Genomic DNA, 25,934 nt, shown 5'->3' with positions numbered 1-25,934 from the left:
TCGTGGCTGGTAACTCCAAGCGCCGGGGCGCCATGCGCAACCCCGGCTCCAAGAAGGGCGCGGTCGTCGGGTCCGGCGGGCAGAAGCCGAAGGGCCTGCACGGCAAGGGCCCGACGCCCAAGGCGGTCGAACGACCCAACCACCCCGCGTACAAGCGGGCCACCGCGGCGGCCAAGGCCGACCAGGCCCGGACGCAGCGGCGCAAGGCCGCGGAGAACGGGCCGGAGACGGTGGCCGGGCGCAACCCGGTGGTCGAGTGCCTGCGTGCCGGCATCCCGGCGACGGCGCTGTACGTGGCGCTGGGCATCGACGCGGACGACCGGGTCGCCGAGGCGGTGCAGCTGGCCGCCACGCGTGGCATCTCCGTGCTGGAGGTGCAGCGCGGTGAGCTGGACCGGATCACCGGCGGCGCGATGCACCAGGGGCTCGGGCTCCAGGTGCCGCCGTACGAGTACGCCGAGCCGCGCGAACTGCTGAAGATCGCGAACGAGTCCGGCATGCCGCCGTTGCTGGTGGCGTTGGACGGTGTGACGGACCCGCGGAACCTGGGTGCGGTCGTGCGGTCGGCGGCGGCGTTCGGGGCGCACGGGGTCGTGCTGCCGCAGCGCCGGTCGGCGGGCATCACGGCGGTGGCGTGGCGGACGAGTGCCGGCACGGCGGCGCGGATGCCGATCGCGGTGGCGACGAACCTGACCCGTCAGCTCAAGGAGTGGGCCGACGCCGGGTTGATGATCATCGGCCTGGACGCGGACGGCGACGTGGACGTGGATGGGCTCGACCTGGCGACCGGTCCGCTGGTGGTCGTCGTCGGCTCCGAGGGCCGTGGCCTCTCGCGCCTGGTGAAGGAGACGTGCGACCAGACGGTGTCCATCCCGATGTCCGCCGGCGTGGAGTCGTTGAACGCCTCCGTCGCCGCCGGCGTCGTGCTGGCCGAGGTCGCCCGCCGCCGCCGCCTCGAGATCCGCCCCTGACCCGAACCCTGGAACACCCGAGCGCCTGCTCGCTCCGCAGGGGTCCCCGCCAAGGGGACCCCTGCTTTGATCATGCCAGAGGGACCGACAATCCCGGGTGCCCGGGAGCGGGCCTGTGGACAACTCCGGAGCGCCGCACCTGAGCGTTGAACTCAGGTGTCCCGAACGTAGGACTCACCGCACGCGAACGTAGGACTCACGCCGCGCGAGCGTAGAACTCACCGCGCGGGCGTGGGACTCGCGGTGCCTGAGCGTTCAACTCACGGGTTCTGAACGTAGGACTCACGGGGTGGGGTTGTGGGGTGGGAGCGTGGTTTGTGCTGGGGTGTGAGGTGGGGCGGTTTGTGGTGAAGTCGGGTCCGGGGCGCATCGGCGGCGGATAAGGTCTGCGGCGATGTCCTTCGCCAGCCCGTTGTTCCTGTGGTTCTTCCTGCCGGCCGTGCTCGCGGCCGTCCTCGTCCTGCCCAGGACCTGGCGCAACGGCGTGGTCGCGGTGGCGAGCCTGCTGTTCTACGTGTCCGGCGCGGGCGGGACGACGGTGCTGCTGCTCGCCTGCATGGTGGTCAACTACCTGGCCGGGCGGCGGCTGGAACCGGGCGCGCCGGGCGACCGCCGGCTGGTCCTGGTCGGTTCGATCGCGGTCAACCTGGGCGTCCTGCTGGTCTGGAAGTACGCCGGGTTCGCCACCTCTCAGCTGCACGACATCGCGTCCGTCGTCGGCGCGGACCTGCCGGTGCTCGAACTCGCCCTGCCCATCGGCATCTCCTTCTACACGTTCCACCACATCTCGTACGTGGTCGACGTGTACCGGGGCGAGCGGCCGGCCCTGCGCGACCCGGTCGCGTTCGTCACCTACATCGCGATGTTCCCGCAGCTCGTCGCGGGCCCGATCGTGCGCTTCCGGGAGATCGCCGACCAGCTGCCGCAGCCGCGCGCGCACCGCTGGGACGACGTCGCCGCCGGTTTCCCCCGGTTCGCCCTCGGCCTGTGCAAGAAGGTGATCATCGCCGACTCGATCGCGCCGATGGTCGACGCCTGCTTCGCCACGCCCGCCGACGAGATGACCACGGCCATCGCCTGGCTCGGCGCGATCGGCTACACGCTCCAGCTCTACTTCGACTTCTCCGGCTACTCCGACATGGCGATCGGACTGGGCCGGATGCTCGGCTTCCGACTGCCTGAGAACTTCGCCCGCCCGTACTCGTCGGTCACCGTGACGGAGTTCTGGCGCCGCTGGCACATGTCGCTGTCCCGCTGGTTCCGTGACTACGTGTACATCCCGCTCGGCGGGAACCGCGGCGGCGTGCGCCAGACGTACCGGAACCTCACGATCGTTTTCGTGCTCACCGGTTTCTGGCACGGCGCGAACTGGACGTTCCTGGTGTGGGGTTTGTTCCACGGCGGGCTGCTCGTGCTGGAGCGCCGATTCGGCTGGGATTCCACGCCGATCACTACGCGTGCCCGAATTGCCCGGCGGATCTCGACCATGTTGCTGGTGGTAATCGGCTGGGTGTTCTTCCGGTCCGCGGATCTCGGTACGGCGTTCACAATCCTCGGCCACATGCTGTTGCCGGATTTCACCGGCTTGACCGACGCCGTCGCCGCCGCCGCGACCAATCAGCGCATTGTCCTGCTGCTGCTCGCGCTGGCGATCGTGGTATTGCCCCATCACCCGGTGACCGGGCCCTACCTGGAGTCTTCCCGCGACCGGGTCGCCACCGCGGCCAGGGTCTCGCTGATGACGGCGGGTGTGGGTTACGCGGCTGTGCTCGTCGCGAGCGGCACGTTCAGCCCGTTCCTCTACTACCAGTTCTGAAGATCGACAAGCCGGCGTTGTTCCACAATTGACGCACCAGCGGACGTCTGCCGTCCGGTGACCCGAGGTAACGCGCTCGCCCGGTCGGCCCAGCCGGCCCGAACCTCAATGGTGACCCGTTCGACGTAGGGTAGGCGAGGATTGCTCACGCCGTGTCACGTACCGTCAACTGTCAAGAATAAGTGGGCGATTTTTCGCTGTTGCAACTACTTTATGTAACCGACCTGCTCCGTTCGGGTACACAGTGTGGTAGGACAGAGATTGCACATCCGGCAGCTTCTACCGTGCTAACCGAGGGAATTGTTACTTCGGGTGGGGGTAACGTGACTCACTCATCGGGGCCGAGCAACCTGGGGGAGTTGTGACTTCCGGGGGGACCATCCGCGCGCTCGTGGGCAACCGCGAGTTCCGCGGCATGTGGATCGGCTCGACCGTGTCCACGTTCGGCGACCAGCTCGCCGCCGTGGCGCTGTCACTCCTGGTGTTCGAACGCACTCAATCACCGGCGTGGACGGCTCTCACGTGGTCGCTGACGCTGTTTCCGCCGTTGATCTCCGGCCCGCTCCTCGGCTGGCTCGCGGACCGGTTCCCGCGTCGCACGGTGATGGTCGTCTGCGCGTGGCTGCAGGCCGCACTGGTCGCGCTCATGGCCGTGCCCGGCACGCCGTTGTGGATCATGATCGTGCTGCTGGTCGTGGTCCTGATGATCTCGTCGCCGTTCCTGGCCGCCCAGGAGGCGAGCCTCCCGCACGTGCTGCCCGAGAAGGGCTACGACGACGGCGTGGCGCTGTTCGGCACGTCCGTGGACGTCGCCCAGATGGTCGGCCTCGCCGCCGCCGGGTTCCTCGTCATCAACGCCGGCCCCAACCTGGCGCTCGCGATCGACGCGGCTTCGTTCGTGTGGGTGGCGATCCTGGTGCAGGTCTCGGTCCGACACCGGCCCGCGGCCGACCCGCTCGGCGCGCATCGGGACCCCGAAGGCCCCAAGGGCGCGTTCACGCTCCTGGTCACCGAGCCGCGGCTGCGCAGCCTGATGGGCATGCGCCTGCTGGCCGGCCTCGCCATGGTCCCCGAGGGACTCGCCGTGCCCCTGGCGGCGAGTCTGGACGCGATCTGGGCCGTCGGCCTGATCCTGGCCATCGAGCCCGCCGCCAACGTCCTCGGCGTGGCCGTGCTCTTCCGGCTGGTGCGTGATCCCGCCAAACGCGAGCGGCTGATCGGTCCGCTCGCCATACTGTCCTTGGCCCCTCTGGTCATGTTCGCCTTGCACCCGAACCTGACCTGGACCATCGTCCTGCTGGTCATCGCCGGTATGGCCGGTGCGTACCACACGCCCGCACGCTCGGCGTGGATGCGCATCCTGCCCGACGCCTACCGAGGTCGGGCGTACGGCATCGGCCGTGCCGCTCTGCGCTCGTCGCAGGGCGGCGGTATGGCGGTGGCCGGTGTCGTGGCGCATTCGATCGGTTCGGTGACCGCGACGATCGCGGGTGCGGGCGGTATCGGGCTGCTGCTCGCCACCCAGGCGGCCGTAGCCTGGCGACGGGCCCGCTCCCGAAACGACTCGGAGGCGGTGGTGATCTGAAACGGAGTCATCACATATCGCGATTGTCAAACATGAAGGCCCCCTCGGCTGCGGCCCGCTAGCCCGCGGGCACGTACGGTGAACATTCGGTCCGGGGATGGAGGGAGTGGTGTCACATGTCGCGGTTGCGCATGGCGAACACCTCCTCGCACTTCTCGGGCACGGACGTGCCGCTGCGAACGGCGTACGCCACGCGACGCCGTGCAGAGGGTAGGGGGTCGTGGTGAAGAACAGTTTGACTGACCAGGAGGCTCCTGTGGCAGTCGGCCGGCCCTCGATTCGCAACTGGGATCTGTGGACGTTGCGACCGGCCGCCCTCGGCTACTTCTTCCTGATCGAATCGGCGGTAGCGGCTGCGGCCATTTGGCTGCTGACCACCCTCGGCACGGTGTCCAACGCGGACTGGCTGAGGTTCGGCGCGGTCATGTTCGCCATCACGATCCACCTGATGATCGTGCGTCGGGCCGAGGAGTCGCGGCGCAACGAGTCGGCCGGGCCGCACATCGACCTCACGTCCGTGTGGACGTTCGCCGCCGCCATCGCACTGCCCGGCGCGCTGGCCGTGCTCGCCACGATCTGGATGCGGATCCTGATCCAGCCGATCGCACGGCGTCAGCCGTACCGGTTCGTGTTCAGCTCCGCGAGCATCCTCGGCGGCACCATGCTGGCGTGGGCGGTGGTGCACCTGTCCGGCCTGTCGCTGCTGGCCAGCGGTCGCATCCCGGACGACCTCGGCCTGGTGCTGGTCCTCATCGTGGCCGCGGTGGTCAACTGGGGCGCGCAGGGCATGAACATCGCCATCGCGTTGAAGATCGTCACCCCGCACACCCGCATCCAGGAGTTCCTCGGTTCCCGCGCGGACAACATGCTGGAGCTGAGCACGCTCGGCGCGGGCGCCATGCTCGGCATGCTGATGACCACGCACTGGGTGGGTCCGCTGCTGCTGGTGTTCCCGGTGATCCTGGTCAACTCGCTGCTGTACCACGCCGCGGAGCGCCGGGCGCACCTCGAGCGGCTGCTGTGCGAGCAGGAGCAGGCGCAGGCGCGGCTGGCCGAGGACGCGCACACCGACTACCGGACCGGGCTGCTCAACACGAACGGCCTGGCCGAGTACGCGAACAGGCTCACCGACCGCTGCCGGCACGACGGGCAGCCGGTGACCGTGCTGGCCATCGACCTCGACCACTTCAAGCGGATCAACGACACCTGGGGCCACCCGGCGGGCAACGCGGTGCTGGCCGAGGTGGGCCGGATACTGCGGGAGAAGCTGCGGCCGGGCGACGTGGCCGGGCGGGACGGCGGCGAGGAGTTCGTCGTGGTGCTCGCCGACACGGGCCTGGCACAGGGCACGGCCATCGCGGAACGGGTCCGCGAGGCGATCGGCGAGATGTCCGTGATGACCACCGACAAGCACCGCAACACGGTAACCCTGCGCGGCCGGAACCTGCCGCTGACGCCGGAGGGGCCGGAGGTGCGCGCCATCTCGGCGTCCATCGGCGTGGCCGTGCTGCCGGACAACGGCGACTGCCTGCTGGACGCGCAGCACTGCGCGGACGCCGCCCTGTACGCGGCCAAGGAGAACGGCCGGAACCAGGTGCGGGTCGCCGCCGGCGAGATCAGGCTGCTGCCCGCGCCGCGGGTGGACGAGCCGGTCGACGAATCCGTGGGGCAGGAAGCCGGGGCGGGCCGCTCGGCCTAAGTGCCCCGCTCCGGTCGCCCGACGGCCGCGAGCGCGGCCGGGACCGCCACCGCGACGGCGGTGGTCCACGGGCGTGATCGTGCGTCGCATGGCACCAGTCTCCGCACAGCCCGCATTCGGCAGCGGGCCAGGTGCCCCCTAAGGGCCGCTTACCCGCTCCCGGTCCACGCCAAACGTGTTATTGCACTCTTTCCCGCTTGCCGCTCGTCAGCCGGCAGACCAGGTAGATCAGGAACGACACCGCGGTGACGAACGCGCTCACCGGCAGGCCCGGCGCGAGGGACAGCACCATCCCGCCGAGCACGGACACCTCCGCGAACACGACGGCCAGGAGGGTGGCGCGCAGCGGGCTCGCGGTGACGCGGGTCGCCGCGGCGGCGGGCGTGATCATCAGCGACAGCACGAGCAGGGCTCCGACGAGCTGCACGCTCAACGCCACAGCCACGCCCACCAGCACCGCGAACACGACCGACAGCGTGCGCACCGGCACACCGCGCGCCACGGCCACGGCCGCGTCCACGCTGGCGAAGTGCAGCGGCCGGTAGATGAACGCCAGCACCACCAGCACGGCCACCGACGAGCCGACCAGCAGCCACAGGTCCGCCGACCCGACGCTCACCACCTGCCCCACCAGCAGGCCGAACTTGTTCACCGCGCGCCCCTCGTACAGGGCCAGGAACAGCACGCCGAGGCCGAGGCCGAACGCCAGGATCGCGCCGATCACCGAGTCGCGGTCCGAGTTGCGGGTGCTCAGCAGCCCCAGCAGCAGCGCGGCGATGACCGAACCGGCCAGCGCGCCGTACCCGACGCCGACGCCGACCAGCAGGGCCGCCGCGGCGCCGGTGAACGCCAGCTCGCTCGTGCCGTGCACGGCGAACGCCATCTTGCGGGTGACGATGAGCGGGCCGAGCAGACCGCCGAGCAGCCCGAGCACGGCGCCCGCGACGAGCATCGGCTGGACGTAGCTCAGCACGTCCAGGGTGATGTCCAGGTCCAGGAAGTGCTCCATCAGACGGCCTCGTTCGTGATGTGGTGCGGCTCGTCCTCGCACACGTGCTGCGCGCCGACCACGTGGATCTGGTCGCGCACCCGGACCACCTCGACGTTCGTGCGGTAGAGCTCGGTCAGCGTCCGCGAGGTCATCACCTCGGCGGGCGTGCCGATCCGGAACCGGCCCTCGACCAGGTACAGCACCCGGTCGACCAGCGGCAGGATCGGGTTGATCTCGTGCGTGACGAACAGGACGGCCGTGCCGGCGGTGCGGCGACGGGCGTCGATCAGGTCGCTGACCACGCGCTGGTTGGCGAGGTCGAGCGAGAGCAGCGGCTCGTCGCAGAGCAGCACCTCGGGGTCGCCGACCAGGGCCTGCGCCACCCGCAGCCGCTGCTGCTCGCCGCCGGAGAGCAGGCCGATCGGCTCGTCGGCGTACTTCGTCGCGCCGACGGACTCCAGCGCCGCGTCCACCCTGTCCCGGCGTTCCCGCCGGTTGCGCCAGCCGAGGCCCCAGCGGTGCCCGTCCAGGCCGAAGCCGACGAGGTCACGGCCGCGCAGGGTGAGGCTGACGTCGATCGCCCGCTGCTGCGGGATGTAGCCGATGCGCCGGTTGCCGCCCGCGACGTCCACGGTGCCGGCGGACAGCGGCTGGAGGCCGAGCAGCACCCGCATGAGGCTGGTCTTGCCCGAGCCGTTCGGTCCGAGGACGGCCACGAACTCGCCCGGGGCGACGTCCAGGTCCAGCCCGTCCCACAGCACCCGGTCGCCGTAGGACAGGCGCGCGCCGCGCAAGGCGATCGCGGCGCGCGTCGACCGGTCCGTCACCTGAGCTGTCGTGCCCGGAACTCTCATGCGCCGAGCGCCCCCACCAGCGAGTCGACCTGCTTCGTCATCCAGTCAAGGTAACCCGTGGCGCCCTCGGGCAGCGTCTCGGTCACCTCGGTGACCGGCACGCCCGCGCCCTTGGCCTTGTCGACGACCTGACGGGTGGCGGCGTTCTCGGTCTGGGCGTTGTTGACCAGCGCGACGACCTGCTTCTGCTCGATCAGCCGGGTCACGTCGGCGAGGGCGGCGGCGGGGATGTCCGCTTCGTTCTCCACGGCCTCGCTGAACGACTCGGGCGTGACGTCCTCGACGCCCGCGGTGTCGAGCAGGTAGTGGGCGACGGCCTCGGTCGCGATGACCTTCTTGCCCGCGCCCTTGCCCTCGACGCGCTGCTCCAGCTCGGTCAGCTTCGTGGTGAAGTCCTTGGCGTTGGCCTCGAACACGGCCTTCTTGGCCGGGTCGATCGCGCCGAGGTCGGCGGCGGCCTGGTCGGCGACCAGGCGGACGGTCGCGAAGTCGTACCAGACGTGCTCGTTGACGGCGTGGTCGTGGCCTTCCTCGTGGCCCTCTTCGTGGCCTTCCTCGCCGGTCCCGGGCTCGGCGGACGTCTCGGGCCCGGCCGAGGTCTCGGGCTCGGGCTCGTCGTGCCCGTCGGCCTTACCGGACAGCGGGAACGCCTCGATCTTCTTGGCGGACTCCGTGTCGGGGCCGAGGAGCTTGGCGAAGAAGTCGTCGTAGCCGCCGCCGTTGAAGATGACGAGCCGGGCGTCGCGCACGGCGGCCAGGTCGGCGGGCTTGCTCTCGTAGGAGTGCGGGTCGCCGGACGGGTCGTCGATGATCGCGCTGACCTCGACGTCGTCACCGCCGACGGCCTTGACCACGCTGCCCCACACGTTGGTGGAGGCGACGACCTTGATCTTGCCGTTGTCCTGGGCGGGGGTGTCCTGGACGCCGCAGGCGGTCAGGGCGACGGCGGTCGCGGCGGCCACCGCGCCGAGCAACGCGTTGCGGACAGTCATCAGAGCACTCCTCGACAGGCGGACAGATAGGCAATGGAAACCGTTGTCGAGTTCAGTTTAGAACGCTCCGCCACCGCTATGTCCACCGACCGGGTGTTCCGCACACCACAGGGCGGGCCGCGGACACGCCACAGGGGCCACCCCACGCCTGGACGGAGGTGGCCCCTGTGGTGTGCGTCTCGGACGTCAGTCCGTCAGCCGGTGGCCCGACTCCGGGTGGAACAGGTGGACCTCGCCGGCGTCGCGGACGGCGACCTTGACGGTCTGGCCCAGGGTGGGCGGCGTGCGGCCGTCCACGCGGACCACGAACCGCTCGGGCACGTTGCCGATGCGGACCGAGCCGTGCATGAGCGCGTCCGCGCCCAGCTCCTCGACCAGCTCGACGGTCATGTCCATGCCCTGCTCCGAGGAGCCGACCAGCGCCAGCGACTCGGGGCGGATGCCGAACGTGACCTCGGACAGGCCCTCACCGGCGGCCTTGTCCATCATGCGGCGCTCCAGCGGCACCACGATGCCGTCGAGCTTCGCACCCTCGGAGGTCAGCGGCACGGTCTTCAGGTTCATCGCGGGCGAGCCCATGAACCCGGCGACGAACGCGTTGGCCGGCTTGTCGTACAGCGCGCGCGGGGTGTCGCACTGCTGGAGCAGGCCGTCCTTGAGCACGGCGACCCGGTGGCCCATGGTCATGGCCTCGACCTGGTCGTGCGTGACGTAGATCGTGGTGGTGCCGAGCCGGGCCTGCAGGGCCGCGATGTTCGCGCGGGTCTCCACGCGGAGCTTCGCGTCCAGGTTGGACAGCGGCTCGTCCATGAGGAACACGGAGGGCTCGCGGACGATCGCGCGGCCCATCGCGACGCGCTGGCGCTGACCGCCGGACAGCGCCTTCGGCTTGCGGTCCAGGTACTTGGTCAGGTCGAGCATCTTGGCCGCCTCGGCGACCTTCTCCTTGATCTCGACCTTGCTGACGCCGCGCAGCTTGAGCGCGAAGCCCATGTTCTCCGCGACCGTCATGTGCGGGTACAGCGCGTAGGACTGGAACACCATCGCGATGTCACGGCCCTTGGGCGGGACGTTGGTGACGTCCTTGCCACCGATGTGGATGGCGCCCTCGTCCACGTCCTCCAGGCCCGCGAGCATGCGCAGCGCGGTCGACTTGCCGGAGCCGGACGGACCGACCAGAACCAGGAACTCGCCGTCGGTGACGTCCAACGACAACTCGTCGACCGCGCGGACCGGCGGGTTGCCGGAGAAGATCCGCGAAGCCTTGAGGTAAGCGACCTCTGCCATGCCACGCACCTTTCACTACCAAGCTTTGCGGCAACGTTAGGGATTGCAAGCGCTTACGGGAACCGGTGGATTGGTCTAATTCCGGATCGGTTCAGCCGAGGCCCGGGACCGCCCCGCAGGGGGCGTCCGTCACCCGACCGGGTCTCCCCTGGCAGGCGTTTGACCAGCGGTATCACTCCTGGACGCGTGCCGCACGCGGTCGCTAGCGTTGCCGGCGTGAAGGTCATCAGTCAGTGGGAGTTCGCCAAGAACCCCACAGAAGTCATCGAAGCCGTCGAAGCCGGCGAGGCGTACCACGTCGTGCGCGACGGCGCCGAGGTCGCCGAACTGCGCCCACCGATGCACAGGCAGCGCCTGAACACGGAGGAGGTCATCGAGCGGCTCAAGCCCTTGCCGAGGGTCGACTACGCGCAGATGCGCGCGGAAGCGGACGAGTTCTTCGGGATCGATCGCATCGATGACGACCCGTGGGAGCGCAGCCGTGGCTGATCGCCACACCTTCGGCGTCCTGGACACTTCCACGTACATCGACCTCGACCTGCTGGACCCGTGGCTCCTGCCGGAGGTCTCCGAGCTGACGGCCGTCACCATGGCGGAGTTGTACAAGGGAATTACGCCGGCGAAGGACGCGACAACCCGCGATGTGCGCACCAAGCGGCTGGGTGTCGCGATCGTGGACTTCGAACCGCTGCCCTTCGACCGACGCGTGGCCGCGCGGTACGGCAGCATGGTCGGGCTGATGGTCGCGGCCACCGCCTCGTGCCACGACCTGCCGCTCTACACCCGCAACGCCAAGGACTTCGTGGGCTTGGAGTCGCTGGTCGAGGTCATCGAAGTCTGAGGCGGAGGCCCCCGCGCCGGGCGGAGGCCTCCGAACCGCTCAGCCCTTCACGGCACCGGACGACAGGCCCGTCACCAGGAACCGCTGCACCAGGTAGAACACGATGATCGCCGGGATCGCGACCAGGATCGACGCCGCCGCCAGGTGACCCCACTCGGTCCGGTTCTGCTGCACGAACACCTGCAGGCCGACCGCCAGCGTCTTCGACTCGTCCGCCGCCGACAGGAACGCCGACGCGAACGCCACCTCGCCCCACGCCGTGAGGAACGCGTAGAACGCGGTCACGGCGAGGCCCGGCCGGGCCAGGGGCAGCACGAGCCGCCAGAACACGCCGAACGGCGACAAGCCGTCGACCCGCCCGGCCTCGTCGATGTCGTTCGGGATCGTGTCGAAGTAACCCTTCAGCATGTACGTGCAGAACGGCACGGCGGTCGTGCAGTAGACCAGCACCAGGCCCATCGACGTGCCTTGCAGCCCCAGCAGCAGCAGGATGTTGTACAGCGGCACGATCAGCACCGCGAACGGGAACATCTGCACGACCAGGAACGACAGCATCAGCGACCGCTTGCCCGGGAACCGGAACCGCGACGCCGCGTACCCCGTCGTCGCCGACAGGAACACCGCCAGCACCGTCGTCATCAACGCGATCAGCACCGAGTTGCCGAACCACGCCAGGAAGTCGCCCTTCTCGCCGGCGAGGATCCGCGCGTAGTTGTCCAGGCTGGAGTCGTTCACCAGCTTCGGCGTGGTCTCCACGGCCTTCGCGTCCGGCTTGAACGACGTCACGAGCACCCAGAACACCGGGAACACCGCGACCAGCGACGCCACGACGAGCGCCCCGTGCAGGCCGACGCTCGCCAGTCGGGACCGTTCCGAACGCTTCCGGTCGGGGCGCCGCGCGACCACCCCGGGCCGGACGACCTTCACCGAAGCCGCTTCGACCGTCATCACCACACCTCGCCTTGCTTGCGCAGCGCGCGCCGGTACACGCCCGCGAACACGAGCAGCACGGACAGGATCAGCACGCCGTAGGTCGACGCCACCGCGAAGTCCCGGGACGCCCCGGAGAAGAACCGCTCGAACGCGTACGTCACCAGGATCCGGGTGTTCGGGTTCGGCCCGGTGATCAGGTAGATGATCGCGAACATGTTGAACGTCCAGATGATGCCGAGCAGCACCACCGTGCTGGACACCGACCTCAACCCGGGCAGCGTCACGTTCCGGAACCGCTGCCACGGCGTCGCGCCGTCCACCTCGGCCGCCTCGTAGAGGTCGCCGGGGATCGACTGGAGCCCGCCCAGCAGCGCCACCATCATGAACGGCACGCCCAGCCACACGTTCACGATGATCACCGCGACCAGCGCCCAGTCGGACTGGCCCAGCCACACCGGCGGGTCGTCCAGCCCGAGGAAGCGCAGGAACTGGTTGATGATCCCGTACTGCGCGTTGAACATGTACTTCCACGCGAACGCGCTGATGAACGCGGGCACCGCCCACGGCAGGACCAGCAGCACCCGGTAGACCGCCCGGCCGCGCACCTCGCGGTTGAGCAGCAGGGCCAGGCCGAGGCCGATCGTGTAGTGGAAGAACACGCAGCCGAACGTCCAGATCAGCGTGCGCACGAGCGTCGACCAGAACGCGCCGTAGCTCGCGTCGCCGGACAGGATGTTCAAGTAGTTGTCGAGGCCAACGGAGACGTAGGACGCCGGCCGGTCGAGGATCGGGTTGGCGATGTTGCCTTCGTTGATGTCGGTGAAGGTGAAGAACACGCCCTGGGCGAGCGGGAACAGCACCAGCACCGCGATGACCACCACGACCGGCAGCACCATCGCGTACGCGTACCAGTGCCGGTCCAGGAACCTGCGCACCGAAGTCTCCCTTCGCTGGCCCGCGGCGCCCGGCTCAGTGCGAGCCGGGCGCCGCGAGGGTCGGTCAGCCGACCGTGTACTCGGGGACGACGGTGTCCTTGTAGGCCTTGGCGACCTCGTCCAGCGCCGTCTTGGCGTCCTTCTTGCCCGCCAGCACGTCCGCGTAGGCGATCTTCAGCGGGTCGAACAGCTGCCCGCCCTCGGGGATCCACGCGCGGGGGTGGGCGGCGGTGACGACCGGCTCGAACGCCGACACGACCGCGTTGGCCTTCACGTCCGCGTTCTCGTAGGCGGACTTGCGGGTGGGCAGCAGGCCCAGCTCCTTGGCGACCTGGACCTGCGACTCGACGCTGCTCATGCAGGCGATGAACTTGATCGACGAGTCCTTGGCCTTGGTGCCCTGCCGGATCACGTAGTCGTGGCCGCCGACGGGCGCGGAGCCCTTGCCCGCGGTGTCACCGGGGACGGGGGCGATGCCGAGGTTGGCGGCGTCGGTGAACGCGGTGCCCTTGAGGTAGTCGGCCACCGACCACGGGCCGTTGATCACCATGGCGACCTCGCCGGAGGTGAACGCGGCCTGCATGTTGTTGTAGGAGTTCGCCGGGTCGAGCGCGGTGGACGCGGCCTTGGCGTCCAGCAGGCCCTTGGCGGTCTCCAGCGCCTTCACGTTCTCCGCCGAGTTGACCACGATCTTCTTCGCGTCCGCGTCGACCAGGTCGCCGCCACCGCCGTAGATGAACGGCAGCGCGTAGTACGCGTCGTTGTTGATGAAGATCGCCTTCTCGCCGCCGAGCTTGGCCGCGGCGGTCTTCAGCTCTTCCCACGTCTTCGGCGGCGTGACGCCGGCGTCGGCCAGCAGCTTCTTGTTGTAGAACAGCGCCAGCGAGTCGGTGACCTGGGGGACGCCGTAGGACTTGCCGTCGAACTTGGTCGAGCCGAGCGGCGTCTCCAGGAAGTCGGCCGTGTCGGTGGCCAGCTCCGTGCCGGTCAGGTCGACCACGTAGCCGAGCTTGGCCAGCTGGGGCACCCAGGCGACCTCGGCGCGGAACACGTCCGGCCCCTGACCGCCCTGCGCCGCGGTGCGGTAGTTGTTCAGGGCCTGGTCGAAGGCGACCGTCTCGGTCTTGACCTTGTAGCCGCCCTTGGTCGCGCAGTCCTGCGCGATCTTGGTGAACACCGGGCTCTCGTTCGGGCCGCTGGTGTCCCAGAAGGTGATCTCGCCGGAGTCGCCGGACGCCGATCCGCCGTCGCCACCACCGCACGCGGTGAGGACGAGGGCGCCGGCTGCCGCCACTGCGGTCACGAGGGTGGTACGTCGCATCGTTGCTGTCGTCCCTCCTGCGGGCCCTCACCGTGATGAAGGCTCTTGCAAGAACTTGCGAAATTGTTGACGCGGATTTCATCCCGCCGACCAGGGCCGGGTCAAGGGTTCGCACGTAACCAAGCCGTAACGGCCCCGGCCTCCCCACGGAAACGCAGGCAGGCGTTGCAAAAATTTGCCGCTGGCGGCAGGCTGCACGTCACCCGGGGTCCGATGATCGGTACGCCGACGTACACGCGAGGAGGCACGGTGTCCGGTCTGTCCGAGATCGCCAGGGCAGCCGGGGTGAGCATCTCCACGGTCAGCCGAGTGCTCAACCGCCGGGCCGGCGTCAACGACGAGACGCGCCAGCGGGTGCTCGCGGTGCTTGCGGAAATGCCTTACACGCCGCGGGGGCTCGGCGCGCTCCAGCGGACCGGCGTGATCGGGCTGCTCGTGCCGGAACTGTCCAACCCGGTGTTCCCGGCGTTCGCCGAGGCGCTGGAGGTGCGCGCCGCCCGGCTGGGGTACTCGTCGCTGCTGTGCAACACGCGGGCCACGGGCGCGGGGGCGATGGGCGAGGAGGAGTACGTGCGGATGCTCCTCGCGCGGGGCGTCGAGGGCATGGTGTTCGTGTCACCGGAGATCACGAACGTCGAGGTGCCGCTCGGCCAGGCGCCGCGGCCGTCGTACTACGCGAAGCTGCTGGCGGACGGTGTGCACATGGTGTTCGTCAACGGGGCGACGCCGTCGCTGGACGTGCCGGACGTGACCGTGGACGAGCAGCACGCGGGGTACGCGGCGACCAGGCACCTGGTGGAGCTGGGGCACCGGCGGATCGGGTTCGTGTCGGGGCCGGGCCGGGCGTTGCCGTCGCGGCTCAAGCGGGCCGGGTGGGCGGCGGCGTTGGAGGAGGACGGGCTGCCGGCGTCGTCCGACTACGTGGCGCACGGCCCGTTCGGGCCGGAGGGCGGCGCGGAGGCGGTGTCGACGTTGTTGGACACCGTGCGGCCGACGGCGGTGATCTGCTCGTCCGACCACATGGCGATCGGCGTGCTGCGGGAGGCGCACCGGCGCGGGCTGTCCGTGCCCGGCGACCTGTCCGTGGTGGGGTTCGACGACATCCCGTTGGCGTCGTACTGCTCGCCTTCGCTGACCACGCTGGCGCAGCCGATCGAGGAAATGGCGGCGGCGGCCGTGGACGAGTTGGTGCACCGGCTCGACCCGGATCGGCGCCGGCGTCCGGCGGGTAATTACACGCGTGTTTTCCGACCGCGGCTGGTGGTGCGCGAGTCTTCCGCGACACCCTCATTGGTTTAGACCACTGTACCGTGAGGTAATGGCACCCTAGCTGGGCTGATGGTGAATTCGAGGGACGCCCGTCACCCCCACTTCTGTAAGTGGTTCTGAACCGTTACGGTCACTTCATGGCGCGGTCGATGCATGTGCGACGCCCCGCGACGCTCGCCTCACTGGCGGCGGAGCTGGGTGTTTCCCGGACAACGGTGTCCAACGCGTACAACCGTCCCGACCAGCTCTCGCCAGAGCTGCGACGCCGGGTGTTGGAGACAGCAAGACGACTCGGGTACCCGGGGCCCGACCCGGTGGCCCGTTCCCTGCGGACCCGGAAGGCCGGTGCGGTGGGCCTGCTGCTCACCGAGAACCTGTCCTACGCGTTCCGCGACCCGGCGGCGATCGGGTTCCTGGAGGGGTTGGCGCTCGCGTGCGAGGACGCCGGGACCGGGCTGCTGCTCGTGCCGGCGAACCCCGAGCGCGAGGACGTGGCGGCCGTGCACCGGGCGGGGGTGGACGGGTTCGTGGTGTATTCGGTGCCCGACGACGACCCGCACCTGGCGGCCGTGCTGGAGCGGCCGGTGCCGACCGTGCTGTGCGACCAGCCCGACCTCGGCAACGTCGACCGCGTCGGCATCGACGACCAGGCGGCCATGCACGCGCTGGCGCAGCACCTGATCTCGCTGGGGCACCGGCGGGTCGGCGTGGTGTGCATGCGGCTGGCGCGGGACCGGAACGACGACTTCGTGACGCCGGAGCGGCAGCAGGCCGCGCACTTCCACGTGCAGCGGGCCCGGCTGGCCGGTCTGGCGCAGGCGTTCGCGTCGGTCGGCGTGGACTGGGCGACGGTGCCGGTGGCGGAGCGGTTCGACCACACCATCGCGTCCGGCGCGGCGGCGGCGGCGCAGGTGCTGGAGCGCGACCCGCAGATCACGGCGCTGATCTGCACGTCGGACATACTGGCTCTCGGCGCTTTGGGCGAAGTGCGGCGGCGTGGCATGCGAGTGCCCGCGGACATCACCGTCACCGGGTTCGACGGCATCCGTGAAGCGGAGCAGGCCGGCCTGACGACGGTGCGGCAGCCGGTGATGGAAAAGGGGCGCGCGGCGGGCAAGCTGCTGCTCGACTCGGCCGAGCGCACCCGTCCCAGAGCCGTGACCCTGTCCACCGAACTGGTCCTCGGCTCCACCGCCGCCTCACCACGGGGCACCGCGGAGGAGCGCTGGTTCGGCCCGTGACGCACCCGCCGGCCTGACCGGCACGATTCTCGGACAACCGGCGGGGATCCCCACTCCAGGGGGTCCCCGCCGGGTCGCTCAAAGGCCCGATCCGGTCAGCCGTCCCGCGACCGACCGGCTCCTGTCACTCGACGCCTCCGGGGGCCGACTGACGAGAACACGGGCGCGACCTCACGTGGCGAAGGCGACCACCTGGCTCGCGACGGCGCCGTTGGTGGGGATGCTGTTGTGCCCGATGCAACCGGTGCGGGTGTTGGTCGCGCCGCTCAAAATCACGCTGCCGTCGGGGTTGATGATCCCGTCGCAGGGCGACCACCAGGTGCCGTACCGGACGGAGCCCGGCGTCTCGTCCCCGGCGTTCAGCGTGGTGAGGAAGTCGGAGCCGGGCCGCATGTCGTGACAAGCCTGGTACCAGCAGGCGTACGCCCAGCCGGTGCCGTGGTTCGGACCGCCGAGCGAGACCCAGGCGTCGACCTTGGCGGCCCCTCCGAGGAACTTGAGGTACCAGCGGCTGTTGAGCCCACCCATGGAGTGGGTGACGATGTCGACCTGCGCCGCGCCGGTCCTGGCTCGCACCGAGTCGATGGCGGTCGCGAGTTCCTGCGCGGTGGTCCTGTTCGACTGGGGCGAGTAGTAGGTGAACTCCCACAGCGACGTGACGCCCACCTTGCGGAATTCCTCCGTCAGGACGCTCCAGTCGGTCTTGATCTCGCCCTTGAAACCGTGGACGAAGATCACCGGATTGTGCGAGGCGGCCCGGGCGGGGGCAGCGGAGCCGACGAGGACGGTGACGACTGCGACGAGGACGCTCGTGGCGAGGGCAGTCAGCCGGGCGCGGGGGGTGCGGGCGCGTTCAGGGGGGACGGTCATCATCGCTCCTGTTCAACGATGTTACCGGCAGGTAACTAGAGAGTAAGATAGGTCACATCCCGATCTCCGGATGGGTGATGTGGAACACACCGTCGATGGCGCCGTCACCGCGGTCGCCGTCCTGAGCCGTGTCGACGCTGTGCACGCCCGCGAACACCGGACGACCCGGGCACCAGCCACGGCGACTCACAACGCACCACGGTCCACCCCTGGCAGGGCTGTGCCGTGGAGGTTCAGTGCCCGTGGAGGTTCAGGCCGCGCGCGGAAGCGTCGTCGACGCAGGTGTCGACAACCGCCTGCCGCGTCGGGACACCCGGCTCAGGTGAGTCGGAAGACGACCGGGGGGCTTGGTTTGCCGGCTACGCGGGCCGTGAGCAGGTAGTCGCCGGGGCCCAGTCGGGTGTGCTTGCGGCAGCCCGGTTCCGAGGTGCTGCCCACCCAGCGCAGGCCGTAGGTGAACAGCTCGCCGGGGCGCATCACGCGGACTTCCGAGCCGGCCGTGGCGAAGCAGTCGTTGCTGGACCACAGCCTCGTCACGCCGTCCGCCGTGGTCACGACCAGTTCGCGCACGTGCCGGCCGATCTCCTTCGTGCACGGCAACGGCCCGGCGTTCGACACGACGATCTTCATGCCCACCTGCTCCCCCACCGCGTACGCGGGCTTCTCGACCTCCGCCACCACGGCCACCTGCGCGTCCTCGCACGGCGGCGGCGGGCCGGGTGGCAGCGTCGGAGCAGGCGCGGCGGCGGGTGGTGGGGGCGAAGGGGAGCTGGACGACGACTTCACCGGCGTCTCGCGCGGCGGGGGCGGGCTGGAGGAGGTCGCGCCCCGGGGTGCGATCGGGGTCGGGTCGTCCGGGCCGATCAGGGCGCCCATTAGCCAGACCACCAGGACCAGCGCGATCACCGAACCGCCCACGGCCAGGGCACGGCGCCGCCAGTACACCGACGGCGACTTCGGGCCTGTGCGCTCGATCACACGCCGAAGGTAGCCGGACCACCCGGGATCGTCGGGGAGGCATCGGTCCCCCGATGCGGTGAACGTGATCCTCACCCGGATCTCTTGCCCGCCATACGGGACACGGGTTCCAATCCTGGGGAACACAGGAGGTGCGCGATGACCGCGATCGACGAACTGCTCCGCCGCAACGCCGAACTGGGCAACATCGTCCCCGGTGACCGTTCCTCACCCCGCCCCTCGATGCAGGTCGCCATCCTGACCTGCATGGACTCCCGCATCCGGGTGTTCGAGATCTTCGGGCTCAAGCAGGGTGAGGCGCACGTGCTCCGGAACGCGGGCGGCGTCGTCACCGACGACATGATCCGGTCCCTGGCGCTCAGCCAGCGCAAGCTCGGCACCCGCGAGGTGCTGCTCGTGCACCACACGAACTGCGGCCTCGAACTGGTCACCGAAGACGACTTCAAGGACGAGCTGGAGCAGGACTCCGGCATGCGCCCGACCTGGTCGGTCGAGGCGTTCCGCGAGGTCAAGGACAGCGTCCGCGGCTCGGTGAACCGGGTGCGCCACAGCCCCTTCGTGCCGCACCGGGACAACGTGCGCGGTTTCGTCTACGACGTGCACACGGGTGAGCTGACCGAGGTCGTCTGACGCACGACCCGTCGTGGAAGACTGTGCGGCGCTATGAGCCTGGATGCCGAGCTCCTCCTCGACTGGTTCGCCGACACCGCCCGCGACCTGCCCTGGCGACGGCCGGAGTGCACGGCCTGGGGCGTGCTGGTCAGCGAGATCATGCTGCAGCAGACGCCGGTCGCCCGCGTCGAGCCGATCTGGCACGAGTGGCTGGCCCGGTGGCCCACCCCGTCCGCGATGGCGAAGGCGAGCCAGGGCGATGTCGTCCGCGCCTGGGGCAAGCTCGGCTACCCGCGCCGCGCGCTGCGCCTGCACGCCGCCGCCCAGGCCATCGCCAAGGAGCACGGGGACGTCGTCCCCCGCGACGTGGACACGTTGCTGGCCCTGCCCGGCATCGGCGCCTACACGGCACGGGCGGTCGCGGCGTTCGCGTACGGGCAGAAGTGCCCCGTGGTCGACACGAACGTCCGGCGCGTCGTGGCACGGGCCGTGCACGGCGCGGGTGACGCCGGCCCACCGTCCACCACCAAGGACATGAAGGACGTCGAAGCCCTCCTGCCCGAGGACGACCGACGAGCCGCCGTCTACTCCGCCGCGCTGATGGAGCTGGGCGCGCTCGTCTGCACGGCCCGCGCGCCGAAGTGCGCCGACTGCCCGGTGTTCGAGGCGTGCTCGTGGCAGCTCAACGGCCGTCCCGCGTACGACGGCCCGGCGAAGGCCGTGCAGAAGTTCGCGGGCACCGACCGGCAGGTGCGCGGCCTGCTCCTGGACGTGCTGCGCGGCACCGCCGAACCGGTGGCGAAGGCCCGGCTGGACGTCGTCTGGTCGGACGCGGGCCAGCGGGACCGGTGCCTGCACTCGCTGCTCACCGACGGCCTGGTCGAGCAGACCCGCGAAGGCCTGTTCGCGCTGCCCGGCGAGCACTGACGTGCACGCGCTCGTGGTGTTCTTCGACGCCGAGGCGGACAACGCCGTGCGCACCCTGCGGCGGCGGATCGGCGCGAAGTCCGAGCTGCCGCCGCACCTGACGTACGCGGCGGCGGGCACGATCGGGCCCAAGGTCCGGGCCGAGCTGCGCGAGGACCTGTCCCGGCTGTGGCTGCCCGACGTCTGGCTGCACACGCTCAGCGCCACCGGGACCGCGCTCCAGCTCGGCGCGGTCGTGGACAGCGAGCTGCTGGCCGTGCACTCGGCCGTGCACGACATCCTCGCGGGCCGGGTGAAGCACCCCGACAGCCGGCACCTGCCGGGCAACTGGGTGCCGCACTGCACGCTCCTCGACGGCGAGGACACCGACGTGAAGGCGGCTTTCGCGGAGCTGCACCCGATCACCCCGGTCCGCGCGAAGGCCCGCGAGATGGCGATCGTCGACACTCAGACCGGCGGGATCGACCCGCTCAGGAACGCCTCCACCGCACCCCGGTAGACGTCCGGCGCCTCGTCGTGCACGACGTGCCCGGACTCCGGCACCAGCAGGTAGGACGCACCGGTGCGCCGCGCGACCTCGGCCATCTGGCCGGCCCGCATCCCGCCCTTCCCGGCCTCGACCACCAGCATCGGGCACCGGACCGCGTCCACGTGGTCCCAGTAGGCCCGCTCGCCCCACTCGGACGCGATCTCGTACAGGTCGGGCAGGTGCGCGATCAGGTGCCAGCCGTCCTCCCGCTCCTCGAACATCTCCTCCACCCGCGGCACGTCCACGACCGACCGGACGTGCGCGAGGGACTGGAACGGCACCGGCCACGCGTCGAAGTACCACTTCCAGTCGTCGACCGCGCCGCCGCGGTTGTCCGGCACCACGTCCTCGACCACGACGGCGCGCACCAGGTCCGGCCGGGTCGCGGCGAGCGCCCACGCGTGCAGCCCGCCCATCGAGTGCCCGATCACCACGGCGGGCGCCAGGTCGTGCCGCTCGATCACGGCCGCCGCGTCGGCGACGAAGTCCTCGGTCCGGAACGGCCCGCGCACCGGGTTGCGGCCGTGCCCGCGCGCGTCGGGCGCCACCACCCGGCCGTACGGCTTGAGCCACTGGGCCACCGACCACCACGTGCTGGCCCGGCTCATCAGGCCGTGGAGCAGCAGGATGCCCTGCCCTGATCCCCCGAACTCAGTGACGCTCATGCGTGCATCATGTCGGCATGGCCATCAGCCCCAAGGCGCGCCCGTACCTGCTCGTCCTCATCTTGGTGCTGGTGGCGGCCGGGATCGTGGTGGCCCAGCTGCCGGGCGAGGAGCCGAACGCGACGCGGTCCACGCCCGACGCGTCCACGACCCCACCGGTGGTGGACGCCGTGGGCGGCGACGGCGCGGGCGACGCGTACTACCCGCAGGACGGCAACACCGGCTACGACGTCAGCGGCTACGACGTGTCGGTCACCTACGACCCGGCGACCAGGCAGCTTGACGGCGTCGCGAAGATCACCGCGACGGCGACCGCCGACCTGACCCGGTTCAACCTCGACCTGTACACGCTCGTGGTGGAGGGCGTCGACGTGCGCGGGCAGCAGGCGGAGCACCGCCAGGAGGGCGACCACGAGCTGGTCATCACGCCCGCATCGCCCCTGGTCACCGGCGAGCAGTTCACCACGACCGTCCGGTACGGCGGCGAGCCGACCGTGTTCCAGGACCGGGCGCTCGGCCGCAGCGGGTGGCAGGTCTCCTCGAGCGGCGGCGCGTTCGCGGCCGGTGAGCCGCACTCGGCGACCACCTGGTTCCCGGCCAACGACACCCCGCGCGACAAGGCGTCGTTCACGCTGACCGCGCGCGTGCCGGAGGGCTGGTCGGTGATCTCCAACGGCGTCGAGGACGGCTCGACCACCGAGGACGGCTGGACGTCGTTCCGCTGGGTCGCGGAGCAGCCGATGGCCACCTACCTGACCACGATCGCGATCGACAAGTGGACGGTCGAGCGGTCGACCCTGCCCGACGGCACGCCCGTGGTGGACGCCTACGCGCCGGGCGCGCAGGACGGCCGCCGGCACCAGGAACGGCTGCCCGAGGTGCTCGCGTTCCTGGCCGAGAAGTTCGGGCCTTACCCGTTCGAGTCGGCGGGCGGGATCTTCCTGGCCGACGACATCGGGTTCTCGCTGGAGACCCAGACCCGGCCCATCTACGCCGGGTGGGCCGACCTGGACACCGTGGTGCACGAGAACGCGCACCAGTGGTTCGGCGACTCGGTGTCGCTGGAGAACTGGGCCGACATCTGCCTGAACGAGTGCTTCGCCAGCTACGCCCAGTGGCTGTGGGACGAGGCGAAGGAAGGCGTCGACCTCGACGACCGGTACCGCGCCCAGGTCGAGAGGGCGCGCGACTCGTTCTGGGGCCGCAAGCTCTACGACATGGGCCGCGGCAACGAGTTCAAGGGCGTCTACGACAAGGGCCAGCTCGCGCTGCACGCGTTGCGCCACCGGATCGGCGACGACGTGTTCGACCGGGCGGTCAAGGAGTGGACGACCGCGAACCGGGGCGGCAACGCGTCGTGGCCGGAGTTCGAGGCGCACGTGGAACGGGCGTCGGGGCAGGACCTGGACGCGTTCTTCGACGCGTGGTTCCGCGGTGACGACATCCCGGACGACGAACACCTGTACCCCGGTTCGCTGCGCCGTTGAACGCGGGCGTGCTGCGGTAACGTCGTGGTCATGGCGGTTGTGAAGATCAATGCGATCCACGTGCCCGACGGCTCCGGCCCCGAGTTGGAGAAGCGGTTCGCCGCGCGGCTCGGCGCGGTCGACTCCGAACCCGGTTTCCTCGGCTTCCAGCTCCTGCGGCCGGTCAAGGGCGACGACCGGTACTTCGTGGTGACTCAGTGGGAGACCGAGGAGGCCTTCCAGAACTGGATGGGCGGCCGGGCCAAGGACGCGCACTCGGGCGAGCGGGCCAAGCCGGTGGGCACCGGTTCGGACCTGCTGGAGTTCGAGGTCGTGCTCAGCTCCGTGCCCAAGGGTGACTGAGCCGCCGACGGCGACCGAGGCGCTCGACCGCGCGGCGGAGCTGATCAAGGGCGCCGGCGCGCTGCTGGTGTGCGCGGGCGCCGGGGTGGGCGTCGACTCCGGCCTGCCCGACTTCCGCGGCGCGACCGGCTTCTGGCAGGCGTACCCGGCGTACGTCCGACTGGGGCTGCGGTTCGAGGAGTTGGCCGACCCGGTGCACTTCGCGGACGACCCGACGCTCGCGTGGGGCTTCTACGGGCACCGGCTCGACCTGTACCGGCGCACCGTGCCGCACGACGGGTTCCGCGTGCTCCGGGAGTGGGGCGCGCGGGTGTTCACGTCGAACGTGGACGGCCAGTTCCAGCGGGCCGGGTTCACCGACGTGGCCGAGGTGCACGGCTCGATCCACCACCTCCAGTGCGTGGAACCGTGCACGGACGACGTGTGGCCGGCCGACGACGTGGTGGTGGACGTCGACCCGGAGTCCATGCGGGCGACCGGACCGCTGCCGACGTGCCGCAACTGCGGTGGCCTGGCGCGGCCGAACATCCTCATGTTCGGCGACTGGTCGTGGATCGGCGGTCCGTCGCAGAAGGCGTTGGACGCGCTGGTCGAGTGGCGGCGCGCGCATCGCGAGCTCGCCGTGATCGAGGTCGGTGCGGGGCTCGCGGTGCCGACCGTGCGCCGTCAGGCCGAGCTGGCGAGCGCCGCCTCGGGTGCGCTGATCAGGATCAACCCGCGTGAGCCGGAGGTCAGGCACGGGCGCGGGGTGTCGCTGCCGATGGGCGCGCTGGAAGCGATCACGGAGCTGGCACGACGAATCGGGTGACGACGGCCCGGTGGTCCGAGCCGGGGATGTCCACCACGGCGAACGCGTCCACCGGGCACCGGCCGTCCACCAGCACGTGGTCGATCGCCACCGGCGGCGGCCACAGCGCGCCGGACGGCCACGTCGGGGTCAGGCCCGCGCCGACCTCGTCGGCGGCGTCCACGTAACCGCTGTTCAGCAGCCGGCGCAGGGCTGCGTGGTCCAGGGTGGCGTTGAAGTCGCCCGCCAGCACCCGCACCGGCCCGGAGAACTCCCGTTCGGGCAGGCCCGCCATGTCGCGCTGCCAGTTCTCCGGCCCGGCGTCGACCACCGGCGGCAGCGGGTGCACGGACAGGACCTCGAAGTCCTGGCCGGGCAGGTCGACCAGCGCACCGGCCTGGCGCAACGTGCTGGGCGGCGTGAGCGTGCGGGGTGACAGCGGGTAGCGGGACGCGATGCCCGAACCGAGGCCGCCCGGCTCGTCCAGGAAGTGCCGGTACGGGAGCACCCGGGCGAGGCCGGCCCGCTCGAAGTCGAGCACCATGGCCGGCGTCAGCTCCTGAAGGGCAAGCACGTCCACGTCGTGCTCCCTGACCGCCGCCACCACGGCCTCGGCCTCAGCCCGGCCGACCAGCAGGTTCGCCGCCATCACCGTGACCTCCTGGCCGACGCCGACCGGCCGCGAGTCCGGGAACGCCCTCGGCGCGACCGCCGCCACCAGCACCACCGCGATCAGCAACGTGACCGTGCCGACCGCCCACCGTCTTAAAAGCAGCGCGAACGCGCCCAACACCACACCTGCGGCCGTGAAATAGGGCGTGAGAGCGGTCGTGGCGAGCATGTACCGGGTGCCGTCGATCCCGAGCAGCCGGGTGAGCGCGGCGAGAACGAACGCGATGGCGGCCACGACCAGCAGGAACGTCGTCCCCCCACGCCTGGTCCGGCGTTCCTCGATGTCGACCACGACATCTAGTCTGCCTGAGTGGACGTTTTGCTGACGGGCTTCGACCCGTTCGACGGCGAGGACACCAATTCCTCGTGGGACGCGGCCGTGGCGGTGGAGCCGACCGGCTACCGGTTGACGACGCTGCGCCTGCCCTGCGCGTTCGGCGATTCGATCACCGTGCTGCGCGACGCGCTCGCCGCCCGCCACTACGACCTCGTGGTGAGCACGGGGCAGGCGGGTGGGCGGGCCGGTGTCACGCCGGAACGCGTCGCGGTGAACCTGGACGACGCGCGCATCCCGGACAACGCGGGCGCGCAGCCCATCGACGAACCGGTGGTGCCGGGCGGACCGGCGGCCTACTTCACCGGGCTCCCGGTGAAGGCGTGCGTGGCGGCGGTCCAGGCCGAGGACATCCCGGCGTCGGTGTCGCACACGGCGGGCACGTTCGTCTGCAACCACGTCTTCTACGGCCTGATGCACCTGGTCGCCACCGAACACCCCGGGCTGCGCGCGGGGTTCGTGCACGTGCCGCTCTCGCCGGCGCAGGCCGAGGGCCGCGACCTCCCGAGCCTGCCCGTCGCCACCACGGCCAGGGCGCTGGACCTGATCATCCGGACGTCGCTGAGCACGTCCGCGGACCTGCGCGCCACCGCCGGCACCCTGCACTGACGGCCAGGCAGGCTGTGCTGACAGCCTGCGCCGACAGCCTGCGCCGACAGCCTTCCCACGACGCGAAGCGCCCCCCGGGATTTTCCCGGGGGGCGCTTCGACACACCGTGACGTCCGGCGTCAGCCGGCGTCGACGTCCGACTCACCGCCGGAGTCGCCACCGGACGACGCGAGGTCGACCGGCGGGGCGTCCGGAACGCGCATCGGCTTCGGCTCACCGCGGAACACGAAGTGCGCCTTGTCGTCGGCCTCGGACTCGCCGTCCCAGCCCTCGACGTCGGTGATGATGATCTGGCCGGCGGTGATCTCGCCGAACAGGATCTTCTCCGACAGCTGGTCCTCGATCTCGCGCTGGATCGTGCGACGCAGCGGCCGGGCACCCAGCAC

27 protein-coding genes and 1 pseudogene are annotated in these 25,934 nt (G+C 70.5%); 15 read left to right on the top strand and 13 right to left on the bottom strand.

Annotated elements, in window-relative coordinates; all coding sequences use genetic code 11:
* Positions 1-2: 2 nt before the first annotated feature.
* The 4 genes from rlmB to OQ02_RS32770 all read left to right on the top strand — a co-directional run bounded on the left by rlmB (position 3) and on the right by OQ02_RS32770 (position 6,071).
* Positions 3-971, top strand: coding sequence for a 23S rRNA (guanosine(2251)-2'-O)-methyltransferase RlmB (rlmB, locus tag OQ02_RS32785; protein ID WP_033442534.1), 969 nt, complete (start codon positions 3-5; stop codon positions 969-971).
* Between the two features lie 394 nt (positions 972-1,365).
* Positions 1,366-2,787: an MBOAT family O-acyltransferase gene (locus OQ02_RS32780; RefSeq protein ID WP_033442533.1), complete on the top strand. Its 1,422-nt coding sequence runs from the start codon at positions 1,366-1,368 to the stop codon at positions 2,785-2,787.
* A 361-nt stretch (positions 2,788-3,148) separates the two neighbouring features.
* On the top strand, positions 3,149-4,372 hold the full coding sequence (locus OQ02_RS32775) for an MFS transporter (protein WP_033442532.1): 1,224 nt from the start codon (positions 3,149-3,151) through the stop codon (positions 4,370-4,372).
* Positions 4,373-4,628: 256 nt separating this feature from the next.
* Positions 4,629-6,071, top strand: a complete 1,443-nt coding sequence (locus tag OQ02_RS32770; RefSeq protein WP_231500325.1) for a GGDEF domain-containing protein — start codon at positions 4,629-4,631, stop codon at positions 6,069-6,071.
* Between the two features lie 178 nt (positions 6,072-6,249).
* Here OQ02_RS32770 and OQ02_RS32765 read toward each other — a convergent pair whose 3' ends face one another.
* The 4 genes from OQ02_RS32765 to OQ02_RS32750 form a co-directional block, all read right to left on the bottom strand.
* Positions 6,250-7,080, bottom strand: coding sequence for a metal ABC transporter permease (locus OQ02_RS32765; RefSeq protein ID WP_033442531.1), 831 nt, complete (start codon positions 7,078-7,080; stop codon positions 6,250-6,252).
* The gene (locus OQ02_RS32760) at positions 7,080-7,916 is read right to left on the bottom strand and encodes a metal ABC transporter ATP-binding protein (RefSeq protein ID WP_033442530.1); all 837 of its coding nucleotides are present in this window, start codon (positions 7,914-7,916) and stop codon (positions 7,080-7,082) included. The genes OQ02_RS32765 and OQ02_RS32760 overlap by 1 nt, the downstream gene beginning before the upstream one ends.
* A complete protein-coding gene (locus OQ02_RS32755; protein ID WP_033442529.1) occupies positions 7,913-8,908 on the bottom strand; it encodes a metal ABC transporter solute-binding protein, Zn/Mn family in 996 nt (331 codons plus the stop codon). The genes OQ02_RS32760 and OQ02_RS32755 overlap by 4 nt, the downstream gene beginning before the upstream one ends.
* A 186-nt stretch (positions 8,909-9,094) precedes the next feature.
* Positions 9,095-10,195 carry an ABC transporter ATP-binding protein gene (locus OQ02_RS32750; protein ID WP_033442528.1) on the bottom strand — a complete coding sequence of 367 codons (1,101 nt, stop codon included), beginning with the start codon at positions 10,193-10,195 and terminating at the stop codon, positions 9,095-9,097.
* Positions 10,196-10,411: 216 nt separating this feature from the next.
* Here OQ02_RS32750 and OQ02_RS32745 point away from each other — a divergent pair, with 216 nt between their 5' ends.
* Entirely contained in the window at positions 10,412-10,684 is a 273-nt protein-coding gene (locus OQ02_RS32745) for a hypothetical protein (RefSeq protein WP_033442527.1), read from the top strand.
* Positions 10,677-11,036 carry a type II toxin-antitoxin system VapC family toxin gene (locus tag OQ02_RS32740; RefSeq protein WP_033442526.1) on the top strand — a complete coding sequence of 120 codons (360 nt, stop codon included), beginning with the start codon at positions 10,677-10,679 and terminating at the stop codon, positions 11,034-11,036. Before OQ02_RS32745 ends, OQ02_RS32740 begins: the two co-directional genes overlap by 8 nt.
* Before the next feature lie 39 nt (positions 11,037-11,075).
* Here OQ02_RS32740 and OQ02_RS32735 read toward each other — a convergent pair whose 3' ends face one another.
* From OQ02_RS32735 to OQ02_RS32725, 3 genes are all read right to left on the bottom strand, one after another.
* Complete coding sequence (locus tag OQ02_RS32735) at positions 11,076-11,984, bottom strand: sugar ABC transporter permease (RefSeq protein WP_033442525.1); 909 nt, start codon at positions 11,982-11,984, stop codon at positions 11,076-11,078.
* Positions 11,984-12,904, bottom strand: a complete 921-nt coding sequence (locus OQ02_RS32730; RefSeq protein ID WP_033442524.1) for a carbohydrate ABC transporter permease — start codon at positions 12,902-12,904, stop codon at positions 11,984-11,986. The genes OQ02_RS32735 and OQ02_RS32730 overlap by 1 nt, the downstream gene beginning before the upstream one ends.
* Positions 12,905-12,968: 64 nt before the next feature.
* The gene (locus OQ02_RS32725) at positions 12,969-14,225 is read right to left on the bottom strand and encodes an extracellular solute-binding protein (protein WP_033442523.1); all 1,257 of its coding nucleotides are present in this window, start codon (positions 14,223-14,225) and stop codon (positions 12,969-12,971) included.
* 249 nt (positions 14,226-14,474) lie between these two features.
* On the opposite strand from OQ02_RS32725, the gene OQ02_RS32720 reads away from it, so the two are divergent.
* Both OQ02_RS32720 and OQ02_RS32715 read left to right on the top strand, forming a co-directional pair.
* Positions 14,475-15,524, top strand: coding sequence for a LacI family DNA-binding transcriptional regulator (locus tag OQ02_RS32720; protein ID WP_033442522.1), 1,050 nt, complete (start codon positions 14,475-14,477; stop codon positions 15,522-15,524).
* Positions 15,525-15,631: 107 nt separating this feature from the next.
* Positions 15,632-16,735 carry a LacI family DNA-binding transcriptional regulator gene (locus OQ02_RS32715; RefSeq protein ID WP_081916104.1) on the top strand — a complete coding sequence of 368 codons (1,104 nt, stop codon included), beginning with the start codon at positions 15,632-15,634 and terminating at the stop codon, positions 16,733-16,735.
* A gap of 171 nt (positions 16,736-16,906) precedes the next feature.
* On the opposite strand, the gene OQ02_RS32710 is transcribed toward OQ02_RS32715, so the two are convergent.
* The 3 genes from OQ02_RS32710 to OQ02_RS32705 form a co-directional block, all read right to left on the bottom strand.
* Positions 16,907-17,605 carry an esterase/lipase family protein gene (locus OQ02_RS32710; RefSeq protein WP_081916114.1) on the bottom strand — a complete coding sequence of 233 codons (699 nt, stop codon included), beginning with the start codon at positions 17,603-17,605 and terminating at the stop codon, positions 16,907-16,909.
* 52 nt (positions 17,606-17,657) lie between these two features.
* Positions 17,658-17,795, bottom strand: a complete 138-nt coding sequence (locus OQ02_RS44340) for a hypothetical protein (protein WP_156077463.1) — start codon at positions 17,793-17,795, stop codon at positions 17,658-17,660.
* Positions 17,796-17,923: 128 nt separating this feature from the next.
* Positions 17,924-18,583: a hypothetical protein gene (locus OQ02_RS32705; RefSeq protein WP_033442520.1), complete on the bottom strand. Its 660-nt coding sequence runs from the start codon at positions 18,581-18,583 to the stop codon at positions 17,924-17,926.
* Positions 18,584-18,721: 138 nt separating this feature from the next.
* On the opposite strand from OQ02_RS32705, the gene OQ02_RS32700 reads away from it, so the two are divergent.
* Genes OQ02_RS32700 through OQ02_RS32690 form a run of 3 tightly spaced genes read left to right on the top strand, consistent with a single transcriptional unit; the run spans position 18,722 to position 20,621 of the window.
* Positions 18,722-19,213 carry a beta-class carbonic anhydrase gene (locus OQ02_RS32700; protein WP_033442519.1) on the top strand — a complete coding sequence of 164 codons (492 nt, stop codon included), beginning with the start codon at positions 18,722-18,724 and terminating at the stop codon, positions 19,211-19,213.
* 33 nt (positions 19,214-19,246) lie between these two features.
* Complete coding sequence (locus OQ02_RS32695) at positions 19,247-20,122, top strand: A/G-specific adenine glycosylase (RefSeq protein WP_033442518.1); 876 nt, start codon at positions 19,247-19,249, stop codon at positions 20,120-20,122.
* A gap of 1 nt (position 20,123) precedes the next feature.
* A complete protein-coding gene (locus tag OQ02_RS32690) occupies positions 20,124-20,621 on the top strand; it encodes a 2'-5' RNA ligase family protein (RefSeq protein ID WP_033442517.1) in 498 nt (165 codons plus the stop codon).
* On the opposite strand, the gene OQ02_RS32685 is transcribed toward OQ02_RS32690, so the two are convergent.
* Complete coding sequence (locus OQ02_RS32685) at positions 20,570-21,316, bottom strand: alpha/beta fold hydrolase (RefSeq protein ID WP_033442516.1); 747 nt, start codon at positions 21,314-21,316, stop codon at positions 20,570-20,572. The two genes, OQ02_RS32690 and OQ02_RS32685, sit on opposite strands and share 52 nt — an antisense overlap.
* A gap of 17 nt (positions 21,317-21,333) precedes the next feature.
* Between OQ02_RS32685 and OQ02_RS32680 the strand changes: the two genes are divergently transcribed.
* From OQ02_RS32680 to OQ02_RS32670, 3 genes are read left to right on the top strand one after another with little or no spacing between them, the layout of a single operon-like run.
* Entirely contained in the window at positions 21,334-22,803 is a 1,470-nt protein-coding gene (locus OQ02_RS32680) for a M1 family metallopeptidase (RefSeq protein ID WP_033442515.1), read from the top strand.
* Between the two features lie 30 nt (positions 22,804-22,833).
* Positions 22,834-23,145: an antibiotic biosynthesis monooxygenase family protein gene (locus tag OQ02_RS32675; protein ID WP_033442514.1), complete on the top strand. Its 312-nt coding sequence runs from the start codon at positions 22,834-22,836 to the stop codon at positions 23,143-23,145.
* A complete protein-coding gene (locus tag OQ02_RS32670; RefSeq protein WP_051773080.1) occupies positions 23,138-23,953 on the top strand; it encodes an SIR2 family NAD-dependent protein deacylase in 816 nt (271 codons plus the stop codon). The genes OQ02_RS32675 and OQ02_RS32670 overlap by 8 nt, the downstream gene beginning before the upstream one ends.
* Here the strand turns inward: OQ02_RS32670 and OQ02_RS32665 are convergent.
* Complete coding sequence (locus tag OQ02_RS32665; RefSeq protein WP_051773079.1) at positions 23,925-24,896, bottom strand: endonuclease/exonuclease/phosphatase family protein; 972 nt, start codon at positions 24,894-24,896, stop codon at positions 23,925-23,927. The two genes, OQ02_RS32670 and OQ02_RS32665, sit on opposite strands and share 29 nt — an antisense overlap.
* Positions 24,897-24,914: 18 nt before the next feature.
* Here OQ02_RS32665 and pcp point away from each other — a divergent pair, with 18 nt between their 5' ends.
* Positions 24,915-25,547 carry a pyroglutamyl-peptidase I gene (gene pcp / locus OQ02_RS32660; RefSeq protein WP_033442513.1) on the top strand — a complete coding sequence of 211 codons (633 nt, stop codon included), beginning with the start codon at positions 24,915-24,917 and terminating at the stop codon, positions 25,545-25,547.
* A gap of 120 nt (positions 25,548-25,667) precedes the next feature.
* On the opposite strand, the pseudogene OQ02_RS32655 reads toward pcp, so the two are convergent.
* A pseudogene (locus OQ02_RS32655) lies at positions 25,668-25,934 on the bottom strand (NDP-hexose 4-ketoreductase); the annotation flags it as partial.

This window comes from Saccharothrix sp. NRRL B-16314, assembly GCF_000716595.1.
Classification (GTDB): domain Bacteria; phylum Actinomycetota; class Actinomycetes; order Mycobacteriales; family Pseudonocardiaceae; genus Actinosynnema.
This window is presented reverse-complemented; position numbering and strand designations above follow the sequence as displayed.

Excerpts from the sequence above, each read along its gene's own strand:
- OQ02_RS32735 (WP_033442525.1), bottom strand. The coding sequence starts at position 11,984 with ATGACGGTCGAAGCGGCTTCGGTGAAGGTCGTCCGGCCCGGGGTGGTC.
- OQ02_RS32710 (WP_081916114.1), bottom strand. The coding sequence starts at position 17,605 with ATGACCGTCCCCCCTGAACGCGCCCGCACCCCCCGCGCCCGGCTGACT.
- OQ02_RS32750 (WP_033442528.1), bottom strand. The coding sequence starts at position 10,195 with ATGGCAGAGGTCGCTTACCTCAAGGCTTCGCGGATCTTCTCCGGCAAC.
- OQ02_RS32765 (WP_033442531.1), bottom strand. The coding sequence starts at position 7,080 with ATGGAGCACTTCCTGGACCTGGACATCACCCTGGACGTGCTGAGCTAC.
- OQ02_RS32685 (WP_033442516.1), bottom strand. The coding sequence starts at position 21,316 with ATGAGCGTCACTGAGTTCGGGGGATCAGGGCAGGGCATCCTGCTGCTC.
- OQ02_RS32760 (WP_033442530.1), bottom strand. The coding sequence starts at position 7,916 with ATGAGAGTTCCGGGCACGACAGCTCAGGTGACGGACCGGTCGACGCGC.
- OQ02_RS32715 (WP_081916104.1), top strand. The coding sequence starts at position 15,632 with ATGGCGCGGTCGATGCATGTGCGACGCCCCGCGACGCTCGCCTCACTG.
- OQ02_RS32700 (WP_033442519.1), top strand. The coding sequence starts at position 18,722 with ATGACCGCGATCGACGAACTGCTCCGCCGCAACGCCGAACTGGGCAAC.
- OQ02_RS32675 (WP_033442514.1), top strand. The coding sequence starts at position 22,834 with ATGGCGGTTGTGAAGATCAATGCGATCCACGTGCCCGACGGCTCCGGC.
- OQ02_RS32695 (WP_033442518.1), top strand. The coding sequence starts at position 19,247 with ATGAGCCTGGATGCCGAGCTCCTCCTCGACTGGTTCGCCGACACCGCC.
- OQ02_RS32725 (WP_033442523.1), bottom strand. The coding sequence starts at position 14,225 with ATGCGACGTACCACCCTCGTGACCGCAGTGGCGGCAGCCGGCGCCCTC.
- OQ02_RS32680 (WP_033442515.1), top strand. The coding sequence starts at position 21,334 with ATGGCCATCAGCCCCAAGGCGCGCCCGTACCTGCTCGTCCTCATCTTG.
- OQ02_RS32755 (WP_033442529.1), bottom strand. The coding sequence starts at position 8,908 with ATGACTGTCCGCAACGCGTTGCTCGGCGCGGTGGCCGCCGCGACCGCC.
- OQ02_RS32780 (WP_033442533.1), top strand. The coding sequence starts at position 1,366 with ATGTCCTTCGCCAGCCCGTTGTTCCTGTGGTTCTTCCTGCCGGCCGTG.